Origin of the sequence: Buchnera aphidicola (Pterocomma populeum) (genome assembly GCF_049314985.1) — a bacterium.
Classification (GTDB): domain Bacteria; phylum Pseudomonadota; class Gammaproteobacteria; order Enterobacterales; family Enterobacteriaceae; genus Buchnera; species Buchnera aphidicola_BQ.
On sequence record NZ_CP186013.1, the window covers coordinates 19395 to 32623 of the forward strand.

At 24.3% G+C, this 13229-nt stretch carries 11 protein-coding genes; 2 read left to right on the plus strand and 9 right to left on the minus strand.

Annotation, left to right across the window (positions count from 1 at the left end; translation table 11 throughout):
- Nucleotides 1–20: 20 nt before the first annotated feature.
- On the plus strand, nt 21–1631 hold the full coding sequence (locus ACOI1G_RS00120; RefSeq protein WP_422667323.1) for a CTP synthase: 1611 nt from the start codon (nt 21–23) through the stop codon (nt 1629–1631).
- 20 nt (nt 1632–1651) lie between these two features.
- Nucleotides 1652–2959: a phosphopyruvate hydratase gene (eno, locus tag ACOI1G_RS00125; RefSeq protein WP_422667324.1), complete on the plus strand. Its 1308-nt coding sequence runs from the start codon at nt 1652–1654 to the stop codon at nt 2957–2959.
- An 83-nt stretch (nt 2960–3042) separates the two neighbouring features.
- Here the strand turns inward: eno and ACOI1G_RS00130 are convergent, their stop codons facing one another.
- The 9 genes from ACOI1G_RS00130 to ACOI1G_RS00170 form a co-directional block, all read right to left on the minus strand.
- A complete protein-coding gene (locus ACOI1G_RS00130; protein ID WP_422667325.1) occupies nt 3043–3777 on the minus strand; it encodes a peptidoglycan DD-metalloendopeptidase family protein in 735 nt (244 codons plus the stop codon).
- Nucleotides 3778–3960: 183 nt separating this feature from the next.
- Nucleotides 3961–4125 (minus strand): cell division protein FtsB, encoded by a 165-nt coding sequence (locus tag ACOI1G_RS00135; RefSeq protein ID WP_422667326.1) that lies wholly within the window; start codon nt 4123–4125, stop codon nt 3961–3963.
- 70 nt (nt 4126–4195) lie between these two features.
- Nucleotides 4196–4807: an adenylyl-sulfate kinase gene (gene cysC / locus ACOI1G_RS00140; RefSeq protein ID WP_422667327.1), complete on the minus strand. Its 612-nt coding sequence runs from the start codon at nt 4805–4807 to the stop codon at nt 4196–4198.
- A gap of 10 nt (nt 4808–4817) precedes the next feature.
- Nucleotides 4818–6230: a sulfate adenylyltransferase subunit CysN gene (gene cysN / locus ACOI1G_RS00145; protein ID WP_422667605.1), complete on the minus strand. Its 1413-nt coding sequence runs from the start codon at nt 6228–6230 to the stop codon at nt 4818–4820.
- Nucleotides 6231–6256: 26 nt separating this feature from the next.
- Nucleotides 6257–7165, minus strand: coding sequence for a sulfate adenylyltransferase subunit CysD (cysD, locus tag ACOI1G_RS00150; RefSeq protein ID WP_422667328.1), 909 nt, complete (start codon nt 7163–7165; stop codon nt 6257–6259).
- Between the two features lie 9 nt (nt 7166–7174).
- Nucleotides 7175–8596: a siroheme synthase CysG gene (cysG, locus tag ACOI1G_RS00155; protein ID WP_422667329.1), complete on the minus strand. Its 1422-nt coding sequence runs from the start codon at nt 8594–8596 to the stop codon at nt 7175–7177.
- Between the two features lie 108 nt (nt 8597–8704).
- The gene (locus ACOI1G_RS00160; RefSeq protein ID WP_422667330.1) at nt 8705–9439 is read right to left on the minus strand and encodes a phosphoadenylyl-sulfate reductase; all 735 of its coding nucleotides are present in this window, start codon (nt 9437–9439) and stop codon (nt 8705–8707) included.
- Between the two features lie 3 nt (nt 9440–9442).
- Nucleotides 9443–11164: an assimilatory sulfite reductase (NADPH) hemoprotein subunit gene (cysI, locus tag ACOI1G_RS00165; RefSeq protein WP_422667331.1), complete on the minus strand. Its 1722-nt coding sequence runs from the start codon at nt 11162–11164 to the stop codon at nt 9443–9445.
- Nucleotides 11164–12966 carry an assimilatory sulfite reductase (NADPH) flavoprotein subunit gene (locus ACOI1G_RS00170; RefSeq protein ID WP_422667332.1) on the minus strand — a complete coding sequence of 601 codons (1803 nt, stop codon included), beginning with the start codon at nt 12964–12966 and terminating at the stop codon, nt 11164–11166. The genes cysI and ACOI1G_RS00170 overlap by 1 nt, the downstream gene beginning before the upstream one ends.
- Nucleotides 12967–13229 lie beyond the last annotated feature (263 nt).

Below are 13229 nucleotides of genomic sequence, written 5' to 3' on the forward strand. Positions count from 1 at the left end.
AACTGATATTTTTATTTAGAATGACTAAAAAATATATTTTTATTACTGGTGGAGTAGTATCATCTTTAGGAAAAGGTATTACAGCTGCCTCGTTAGGTGCAATATTAGAAGCACGAAATTTAAAAGTAACTATTATAAAGCTAGATCCATATATAAATGTAGATCCAGGAACAATGAGTCCGATGCAACATGGAGAAGTTTTTGTTACAGAAGATGGTGCTGAAACCGATTTAGATTTAGGACATTATGAGCGCTTTATTAAAACTAAAATGACTCATCTTAATAATTTTACTACAGGTAGTATTTACTCTGAAGTTTTAAAAAAAGAAAGAAGAGGAGACTATTTAGGAGCAACAATTCAAGTAATACCACATATTACCAATGCTATTAAAGAAAGAATTATTTTATGTTCTAAAAATAGTGATATTATTTTAGTAGAAATAGGTGGTACGGTTGGTGACATTGAATCATTACCTTTTTTAGAAGCAATTCGTCAAATGGCAGTCAATATTGGTCGAAAAAATATAATATATATACATTTGACATTAGTTCCATATATTGCTACGGCTGAAGAAATTAAAACTAAACCTACTCAACATTCAGTTAAAGAATTACTTTCTATTGGAATACAACCTGACGTATTAATTTGTCGATCTGAAAAAAATGTTAAAAAAAAAGAACGTAAAAAAATTGCATTATTCTGTAATGTACCAGTGAATGCTGTAATTTCTTTGAAAGATGTTAAATCAATATATACAATACCCAAATTATTAAAAAATCAAAAATTAGATAAATATATTTGTGAATATTTTCAAATAAATGCTCCTGAAGCTAATTTAGAAGAGTGGGAAAAAGTCATTTACAAAGAAAAAAATTCTCATAATACAATTATAATTGGAATTATTGGAAAATATATTACTTTACCTGATGCTTATAAATCAGTTATAGAAGCTCTAAAACATGGAGGATTACAAAATCAAATTAAAGTCAAAATAAAATTAATTAATTCTCAAGATATAGAAAATAAAAAATATATACCACTTCAAAATCTTAATGGTATTTTAATACCAGGAGGTTTTGGTGATAGAGGTATTGAAGGGAAACTATTATCTGTTCAATATGCACGCGAAAATAATATTCCATATTTTGGTATATGTTTAGGTATGCAAGTAGCTATTATAGAATTTGCAAGAAATGTTATGGGAATTATAGATGCTAATTCTACAGAATTTGATCCAAAATGCAAATTTCCAATTATCAATTTAATTGAAGATACAAAAAATAATACCACACAAAAAAATAAAAATTTTAATGGAAAGATGAGATTAGGAAATAAAATTTGTAAATTAAAAAAAAATAGCTTATCTAGATCTTTATATAAAACAGACATAATTATAGAAAGACATAGACATCGATATGAAGTAAATAATATTTTGCTCAAAAAAATAGAAAAAAATGGATTAATAGTGACAGGTCGTTCAAAAAATCAAAAAACAGTAGAAATTATTGAAATTTTGCACCATCCATGGTTTATAGCTTGTCAATTTCATCCAGAATTTACTTCAACACCACGTGATGGACATCCATTATTCACAGATTTTATAAAATGTATTGCAAAAAATAAAAAATAAAAAATTAATAAGGTTACAAAATGTCAAAAATAAAAAATATTATTGCTCGTGAAATCATAGATTCTCGAGGAAATCCTACTGTAGAAGCTGAAGTTTCTCTACAAGATGGTTCTATAGGAAGATCTTCTGTTCCTTCTGGTGCATCAACAGGATCTAATGAAGCTTTAGAGATGAGAGATCATGATGAAAATAGATTTATGGGAAAAGGTGTTAAAAAAGCCATATCATTAATTAATAATGTAATATTTTCTGCATTACAAAATAAAGATTCATATGATCAAAAAGACATCGATAATATTATGATCAAATTGGATAATACTGAGAATAAATCTATATTAGGATCAAATTCAATTTTAGCTGTTTCTTTAGCTACAGCTAAAGCAGCATCAATATCAAAAAAAATGCCTTTGTATCAACATATTTCAGATATAAATAATACATATAATCTTTTTTCTATGCCATTGCCTATGATAAATATTATTAATGGAGGAAAGCATGCTAATAATAATATTGACTTGCAAGAATTTATGATTCAACCAATTGGAGCGTTAACAATAAAAAATGCTATTCATATAGGATGTGAGATTTTTCATTCTTTAGGAGAAGTATTAAAAGAAAAAAATATGAGTACAACAGTAGGAGATGAAGGAGGATATGCTCCAAATTTACAATCTAATGAAGAAGCTTTTGATTTAATTTTCCATGCTATTAAAAAAACTAAATATAAATTAGGAAAAGATATAACATTGGCCATAGATTGTGCTGCATCAGAAATTTATGATAAAAATAATAAAACATATAAACTAAAAAGTGATAAAAGTAATTTAAATTCTATAGAATTTACACATTATTTAGAAAATTTATCTAATAAATATCCTATTATTTCTATTGAAGATGGGCAAGATGAATCTGATTGGACTGGTTTTTTATACCAAACTAATCATCTAGGTCATAAAATGCAATTAGTTGGTGATGATTTATTTGTTACAAATACAAAATTACTTAAAAAAGGAATAGATCAGGGCATTGCTAATGCAATACTCATTAAACCAAATCAAATTGGTACATTAACAGAAACTTTATCTGCAATTAAAATGGCAAAAAAAGCTAAATATAATATTATTATTTCTCATCGATCTGGTGAAACAGAAGATACATTTATATCTGATTTATCTGTTGGAACATCTGCAGGTCAGATTAAAACTGGATCTATGAGTCGTTCAGATAGAACTGCAAAATATAATCAACTAATTAGAATAGAAGAAATGATAGGCATTAAAAAAGCTCCATTTTGGGGTTTAGAGCAAATTAAAAAAATATCTTTTTAATACTTAATTAATCACGTTTATTAATTTAATCCAAAGAGAATCAGGTATATTTTAAACCTGTTTCTCATAAAAAACATTGATTTTTATTTATTTTTAGATAAATAATGTAATGGATTAACAGGTATTTCTTTATTACGAATTTCAAAATGAAATAAAATTGGGTTTTTTTTAGATGATTTAATCATGGCAATTTTTTGATTTTTTTTTACTTTATCTTTTATTTTAATTAAAAAAGAATTAAAAGAAGAATATATACTAAAATAATTATTTTTATGCTGTAAGATAATTATTTTACCATAATTATTAATAAAATTATCTATATATACTACTTCTCCAGAATTAGAAGCAAAAACAGGTTGATTTTTTAAAGTCAAAATATCTATTCCATTATTACCACCATATTTTAAATTAGAAAAATATTTTACAATAGTTCCATGCATTGGCCATATCCATGGAATAAATATTTTTTCTGATTTATTATGAAAAGTAAGGATATTTTTTAAGATAGAAGATGGAAACCATATTTTTTGTCCAATGACTATTGTATATGGTTTATTAATATGATTTTTTTTTAAAATATCATGATAATTAAAACCATATCGTTTAGCAATAGAATATATTGTATCTTTTGATTGCACAATATAAAAATTGTTATTTTTTTTATGAAAAACTATTTTTTTATTATTTATATTAATAAGATTACTTTTTAAGTAAAAAGAAGAAAACATGTAATCTTTAATAGAAAAAGATAATACTACATTAAAATTCATAAAAATGATAAAAATAAAAAAATAATACAATAAATATTTATATTTCATTAAATAAGACCATGTTATAAAGATAAAAAATTATTTTTTATATCAAATGAAATTTTAAAAATATTTTTATATTAATCAATATATTTATATTTTTTTAATAATTTGTATACAAAAAAAGTAATAGTATTGTATATCAAAAATATATAAAAATACTTAATTTTTTATTTTATTTTTTTCAATTTTTTATTCTACATTATAATTATGAGACTTTAAAACATTATTATTTTTTTTTATAATTTCAATATCATGATATAAATTAATATAATTTAAAATTCCGTTTTTTCCAAACCAAAGAGAATATTGTAGTATACAAAAAATAAATAATAAAAAGATTTTTAATAATTGCATATATTACTCTATATAATTAAAAGATCAAATTACTGTTTTTATTGTTAATAAAATATTTTTTAATATTTATCTATATTAATGAAATAATATTTCGATCATATAATATTTGAATTACTTTTTTTACATTTTTCTCTATAACTAATGTTCCATCTAAATATAAATCTGGTTTATCTGGAATTTCATAAATAGATTGTAAACCAGTAAAATTAGAAATTTTTCCAGACCGTGCTTTTTTATATAACCCTTTAGGATCACGTTTTTCACAAATATTAATTGGAGTATCTATAAAAACTTCTATACAATTTTTTTTTCCTAAAGATCTATAAATCATTTCTCTATGATTTTTACAAGGAGCAATGATAGAAACTAATACTAAAATTCCTGCATCTAACATTAATTTGATTACTTCACCTATTCTTCTAATGTTCTCTTTCCGATCAGAAATATTGAATTTTAAATCAGAACATAAACCGGATCGAATATTATCGCCGTCTAATAAATATGTTTTAATATTAAGATTAAATAAAAAATTTTCTACCGCATTAGAAATAGTTGATTTTCCTGAACCTGACAATCCAGTAAACCATATAGAAATAGACTTATGATTATTATTTTTTTCACGTTTTAAACGTGTAATATTATATTCTTGCCAAATAATATTTTTTTCATTACTTTTAAACATTTTTTAATTCTCATTTTTTATTAATATTCCAATGAGGAAAGTACCGAGATATTAAATTATATAAATCTAATTCAAACTGTTTCATATTATGTAATTTTGTATTATTATTTTTAAATATACTAGAATATATCATACCTGCACCTACTGTATTATTAGTAAAAAAATCAATAAATATCATATTTCCTGTAAATCGATTATCTTTATAACGGTCAAAAACCATGGGTTCATTAAAAATAACTTTTATCCGACCAATATTATTTAAAGATAATGAATTGGTTTTTATTTTAGTTAAATGATTAATATCTATTTTATATAAAATTTCTTGTATGTAAACACCTGTTTTTTTACCAGATAATTTTACATTATATGATTGACCCGGTAATAATATTTCATCAACCATCCAGACAATATCTACAATAGCCTCTTTTGTAGGTTTTAAAGAAGAATCAATATTAACAAAAAAATCTCCGCGACTAATATCTATTTCATCCTCTAAAACTATTGTAATAGCCTGTCCACTATTAGCTACTTGTAAATCTTTATCAAAAGTTACAATTCGTGAAATATAAGAATTAATATTAATAGGTAATATTTTAATCTTTTGACCAACAAAAATTTGACCAGAAAATAACGTTCCAGAATAACCGCGAAAATCTGAATTAGGACGATTAATATATTGAACAGGAAATCTTATTTCTTTTTTATTAATATTTTTTTTAATTTTAATTGTTTCTAAAATATGTAATAACGTTGTATCATTGTACCAAGGCATAAAATCACTCATAGATACTATATTATCACCTATTAATGCAGATATTGGAATAAAAAAAATATTTAAATCACTATCAATTTTTTTAGAAAATGAAAGAAAACTATTTTTTATATCTAAATATACTTTCTCTTTATATCCTATTAAATCCATTTTATTAATAGCAATAATAAAATTTTTAATTCCTAATAATGAAGAAATAAATGCATGCCGATAAGTTTGTTCTGATAAACCTCTTTTAGCATCTACTAATAAAATAGACAAATCACATGTGGATGCACCAGTAACCATATTACGTGTATATTGTTGATGACCAGGAGTATCTGCAATAATAAATTTTCTTTTGCAAGTAGAAAAATAACGATATGCTACATCAATGGTAATACCTTGTTCACGTTCATCTTGTAAACCATCAACCAAAAGTGAAAAATCTATAGTATTATTATTTTGAGTACCATATCGTTTACTATCATTTTGTAAAGAAAACAATTGATCATCATAAATCTGTTTTGTATCATGTAATAAACGACCAATTAATGTACTTTTACCATCATCTACACTTCCACAAGTTAAGCACTTTAACAAAGGATTATTATCTAAATCTTCTCCAGATATAAAATTATCTTTTTTTTCTATTTTCTTTTTATTATTCATATTCATTTTATATTATTGACCTAATATTAAAAATAACCTTGTCTTTTTTTAAATTCCATTGAATTTTTTTGATCATGATCAATTAATCGACCAGTACGTTCACTAGTAGTTACAATTGATGTTTCTTTAATAATATCTAAAATATTTATAGCCTGTGATTCAATTGCACTAGTTAAAGGCCAGCAACCCAATGTACGAAATCTTACCATTTTTTCTTCAATTATTTCACCAGGCTGAATATTAATACGATCATCATTAACCATAATTAACATACCATTTCTTTTTAATACTGGCCTGACTGCAGCAAAATAAAGAGAAACAATTTCAATATTTTCTAAAAAAATATATTGCCAAATATCTAATTCAGTCCAATTAGAAAGAGGAAAAACACGAATATTTTCACCTTTATTTATTTTTCCATTATAATTAGACCATAATTCTGGTCTTTGTTTTTTAGGATCCCATTGATGTAATGAATCTCGAAAAGAATAAATACGCTCTTTAGCACGTGATTTTTCTTCATCTCTTCTTGCTCCTCCAAATGCTGCATCAAACTGATATTTATTTATTGCTTCTTTTAATCCTTCTGTTTTTAAAATATCTGTATATTTAGAACTTCCATGTATAAAAGGATTTAATTTTAATAACGTTCCTTGTACATGTGAGTGTACAATTAATTCAATCTGCATGTTTTTAGAAATAGAATCTCTAAAATCATACATTTCTTTAAACTTCCATCCAGTATCAATGTGCAATAAAGGAAAAGGAATATTTCCAGGATAAAAAGCTTTTTTAGCAAGATGTAACATTACTGAAGAATCCTTTCCAATAGAATATAACATAACAGGATAATCAAAATCAGACATTACTTCTCTCATTATGTAAATACTTTCCGATTCTAATTCACGAAGATGTGTAAAATTTTTTTTAAACATATTTTATCCTTATAACAAATTTACTATAGAAGATTTATAATTAACTATATCAAATGTATTTTCACTACAAAACCATTTTAATTTTTTATGTAAATTAACAACATCACCTATAATTAGTAAAGATGGCTGAATATTTAATGTAATAATTTTATTCATCTCATCTAATCTTCCAATGATAACTTTTTGATCTAATGTTGTACCTTTTCCAATTAGAGCCACTGGAGTAGACTGTAAACGACCATAAAAAATGAGTTTATTAGCAATCTCTACTGCTTTTACACTACCCATATATATTGCTAAAGTATAAATCGACTCAGATAAAAGCAACCAATTATTTTTACTAAAATTAGAACATTTATGTCCAGTAATAAATATAACACCTGAAGTATATTTACGATGTGTCAATGGAATTCCTGAGTAAGCTGAAACACCAATAGCAGATGTAATACCAGGTACAATTTGTACATCAATACCATATTTTTTTGCTATTTCTAATTCTTCACCACCACGACCAAAAATAAAAGGATCACCCCCTTTTAGACGAACTACTATTTTTCCTTTAGATGCTAATGAAACCAACAAATGATTAATTTCATCTTGAGAAATACTTTTTATACCTGCACGCTTACCTACACAAATACGTTGTGCATCACGACGAACTAAATCTAAAATATCAGAAGTAACTAAATAATCATATAAAACAATATCAGCTTTTTGTAAAACTTGTAATCCTCTTAAAGTTAAAAGACCACTATCTCCAGGTCCAGCTCCTACTATAATAATTTGACCTATAGATTTAATATAATTAGTACTATATTTTCTAAAAGTATTTATTGCCTTTTTAATTTGTCCATTAATTATTTGATCTATAAATACGCTTTTAAAAAGTTTTTCCCAAAAACGACGTCTTTCAAAAGTATTTGTAAACCTTTTTTTAATAAATTGTCTTAACTTACCTGATATTCTTGCAATATTACCTAATTTCATAGGTAAAATAGATTCAATTTTCTCTCGTAATAAACGCAATAAAACCGGCGCAGTTCCACCAGAAGAAATCGCCATAATAATTGGAGAACGATCAATAATAGAAGGAAAAATAAAAGAACATTTAGACTGGTCATCTACTATATTAACAAATAAAAAAAGATCATTACAAATTTGAAATATTCTATTATTTAAATCAGTATCACCTGTAGCAGAGATAACTAAAAATATTTCTTTTAAATATTTTTTATTGAACTCTTTAGCTATAAACATTACTTTTTCTTCATATAATAAACATTTTACTTCTTTAGAAATATTTTTAGCAATAATTTTAATATTTGCTCCAGCACGTAGTAATAATGTAATTTTATTAAAAGCTACTAATCCAGCGCCTATGACTAATACATTTTTAGATTTTAAATTAAAAAAAAGAGGGAGATAATTCACATTGACCTTATATAAATAAAATATTTTAGAATAATATAAAAATCATAAATAAAAATTCAATAATTCTATTTTTATGAATTAAAATATTGTTTTTTAAAAAAATAATATTTATGTTTCATGTAAACCACATTCACGTTTTAATCCAAAAAAACGAGTATCTTCTTCTAACATTCCTTTTTTATATATTTTTGTTGTATGAATATCTCCTATAGAAATATAACCTTCTTGAGATAAAGGATGATGATCTAAATTATTATCTAATATATATTCATCTACTTGATAATTAGACCAATCTAAAATAGGTAAAATTTTAATAATATTATTTTGAATAGAAATGTATTGTAAAAAATTACGACTTTTAGATTGAACACGGCGTAATCCTGAAAACCATGTTTTAACTGATAGTTCTTGAAAAGCACGCTTCATAGGTTCAACTTTATTAATATTATTAAATAAGTTGATTCCATTAATACCTTGTTCCCATAATTTTCCATATCTTGCTTCTTGCCATGCTGGTGATATATCTGAACGAAAAATTTTTAAATTTATTTTAAATTTTTTACTTAATGTATCAATAAAATGATATGTTTGTGGAAATAAATAACCAGTATCAATTAAAATAACAGGAATGTTTGGTTTATTTTTAATAATAAGATGTAAAAGAACAGCAGACTGAATACCAAAACTAGATGACATAATGTGTACACTAGGAAGATTTTTTAATGACCAGGTAATTCTCTGTTCTGCAGAAAAATTTTCTAAAAGAATATTAAATTTTAACAATATTAAATTTTTTTCATAATCATTTAATAAGTGAATATCTTCAAAATCAAATAAAGACATTTTTTATTCTCCCCAAAAATCATTAATGGGATTAATTACTTCTTGTATAATTCCATAACGAATAATAAAATCTCCAAAATCTTCATTTTTTTTACGATGACACGACCATATTTTTATAAAATTTTCTAAATAAATTAATATTTGGTTTTCATTAATATTTTCTTTGTACATTTTCGCAATACGATTACCAATTTTATTACCACCTAAATATAAATTATATTTTCCAATAGATTTTCCAATTAAACCAATTTCTGCCAATAAAGATCTACCACAACCATTAGGACAACCGGATATTCGAATAATAATAGATTGATCATCTACTTGATACTGCTTCATTATGTTTTCTATTTTTACAATAAAATTAGATATCATCCGTTCCGCCTCAGCCATGGCTAAAGGACATGTAGGAAAAGATACACAAGCCATAGAATTTTTGCGTATATTACTAAAATTTTTCATTAATCCATATTTTATAGCAATCTTTTCTATTTTATCCTTGTTCTTATATTCTATTTCAGATATGATTATATTCTGATTTGATGTTAATCTAAAATTTCCATCATGTATGCTAGCAATTTTTAACAATCCTGTTTTTAATAACTGATCTTCATTATCACATATACGTCCATTTTTAATAAAAATAGTTAAACTCCAATAATTATCAATCCCTTTAATCCAACCAAATCTATCTCCTCTACTAAGAAAATGATAAGGACGAATTGATTGAAAATTTATATTAGCCCTTTTTTCAATTTCTTTTTTAAAAACAGATAAACCAAAATTATTTATTGTATATCGAGTTTTAGCCTGCTTTCTATTACAACGATTACCCCAATCACGTTGTGTTGTAACAATGGCTTCTGCAACAGATAAAGTATCTTTTACTGAAATATAACCGAGTTCTACCGCAGGAAAAGGCCATGTCATTTTATTACCATGTTCAATAGATAAACCTCCGCCTACTAATATATTAAATCCAATCACATGATTATTTTCTACAATAGATATAAAATTCATATCATTCGCATATAAATCAACATCATTATATGGAGGAATTACTACTGTTGTTTTAAATTTTCTAGGCAAATAACTTTTACCTAAAATAGGCTCTTCATCACTATTTTTAATATCAATTTTTTTATTATCTAACCAAATTTCTGCATAAGCTTTAGTTTTTGGTAATAAATGTTCTGATATTTTTTTTGCCCATATATAAGATTCATAATGTATAATAGATTCCATAGGGTTAGATGTACATAAAACATTTCTATTAACATCATTAGCAGTACCTAAAGAATCTAAATTTATATCATGTAACATTTTATGAACATTTTTTAAATGCTTTTTTAAAATACCATGAAATTGAAAAGTTTGACGATTTGTTAATCGAATGGTTTTATATAATGTATAATTACTCGCAAAAAAATCAATTTTTAACCATTTTTTTGCTTGAATGATACCACCAGGTAATCTGCATCGCAACATCATTGCATAACGTGGTTCTAATTTTTGCTGATTACGTTCTAAACGCAAATCGCGATCATCTTGCTGATACATTCCATGAAACCGAATTAATGAAAAATTATCTCCACTAAATCCATTAGTTATATTATTTTTTAAATCTTCAGCAATTGTACCTCTTAAATAATTACTTTCTATTTTAATACGTTCAGCATCAGTCATTTTTTTTTTTAATATTTTTATATCACTATCTTTTTTTTTCATTAATATACATCTCTTTGATAACGTCGCTTGCCACGTAAATTATTTAAAAATTCACAAGAATTTTGATGATTCATACCAGTATTTTCACAAATAATCTCTATTAAACATTGTTCTACATCTTTAGCCATTTTAGATGCATTACCACACACATATATATATGCACCACTTTGTATCCATGACCATATATCTTTGGAATGATTTCGCATTATATCTTGTATATATATTTTTTCTTTTTGATCTCGTGACCATGCTGCAGTAAATTTAGTTAACACTCCTTTTTTTATATAATTTTGCCATTCTATTTGATATAAAAAATCTTCAGTAAAATTTGGATTTCCAAAAAAAATCCAATTTTTTCCCTTGGATCTATGAATATCTCTATGCTGAATAAAAGAACGAAATGGAGCAATACCTGTACCAGGTCCAATCATAATAATAGAAATATTATCATCTAAAGGTAAACGAAAATTATTATTTTGTTCAATAAAAATTTTTATTTTATCATCTTCTTTTAAAAAATGTGATAAATAACCTGAAGAACCTCCTAAATGAAATTGACCATTAAATAAATTTTTTACAACACCTACTGTAATATGAACTTCATTTTCACAATCGTCTTGAGATGAAGAAATAGAGTATAATCGAGGTGTTAAAGGACGCAATAAACCAATTAAGTCTTTTGGTAAAATTGTAGATGGATAATTACGAATCATATTAATAAAAGGAGTGTCAATAACATATTTTTTTAATGTTTTTTTATTATATATAATATTTTTTAAAAAATTATTATCAATTAAAGAAGCATATTTTTTCACAATAGATTCAGTATTATTAGTTAATTCAAAATAATTTTCTAAAGCATATAGAATAGTTATAGAATTATTATTTAAAATAACTTTATCCGAATAGTTGATTGATAATAAATCTAATATTTCTTTAACTAAGCTTAAATCATTTTTATACCATACTCCTAATGCATCTCCAGGTTGATACGTAATATTTAAACCAGTAATATCAATTTCAATATGATGAATATCTTTTATTGAATAACGACCGGTGATTTTTTGATTAGTTAATATAGAAGCTATAGCAGGGTTATCTTTTGTAAAAAGAAGATTTGATTTAGTATTTTTTTGGATATTATCAGATACTTTTGAAGATGTACTAAAACATGTATCTATTTCACCAAGATGCATCAATAATTTTTTAGACCATTTTTCAAAAACATCTTGATATTCAATATCAGCATCTATTCGATCTAATAAAGGTTTACCTCCTAATAATTTTAATCTCATATCAAAATCTTTACCTGCTTGACAAAATAAATCATAGGATGTATCTCCCAATGCAAATACACTATAATTTAAATTATTCAATTTTGGAGCTTTTTTTGACATAATAAAACGATGAAAAGACCATGCTTCTTCTGGTGGTTCTCCTTCACCTTGTGTAGAAATAATTAAAATTAATATTTTTTCGTTTCCAATTTTTTTAAAATTATAATCATTAGCATTTACTACATGACTGAAAATCCCACTATTGGTTAAATAATCATTTAATTTTTTAGATAATAATCTAGCATTTCCAGTTTGTGAAGCTGAAATTATTGTAATATTTTTGTCTATTTTAATTGTTTTAGAGTGAGAGGGTAATGCAATAGATTCTTCATTTGCTATTTTCCATAAATATCCTGAAATCCAAGCAAGCTGAAGAGGAGACGAAGTACCTATAATTTTTTTTAAATCCTGCAATTGATTTATATGTAATGGAAAACTATCATCAGATAGATTATTTTTTTTCATTATACTAAATTCTCATTTTTATTCAATAAAGTATAATTTACAGAAAATATAAATTTTTATCCACCATATATTGGACTAATAAAAATTCAAATTATATAAATTTAAGAATGTTAATAATTTATATCATAATTATGATATTTTTATATTATCCATAAATATTTAATTAATATTTTAACTTTATTAAAATAATTAAATTTTATATATAAAAATTGCAAATAATATCAAAAATATGATATTTTTATATATAAAATGTTATAAATCTA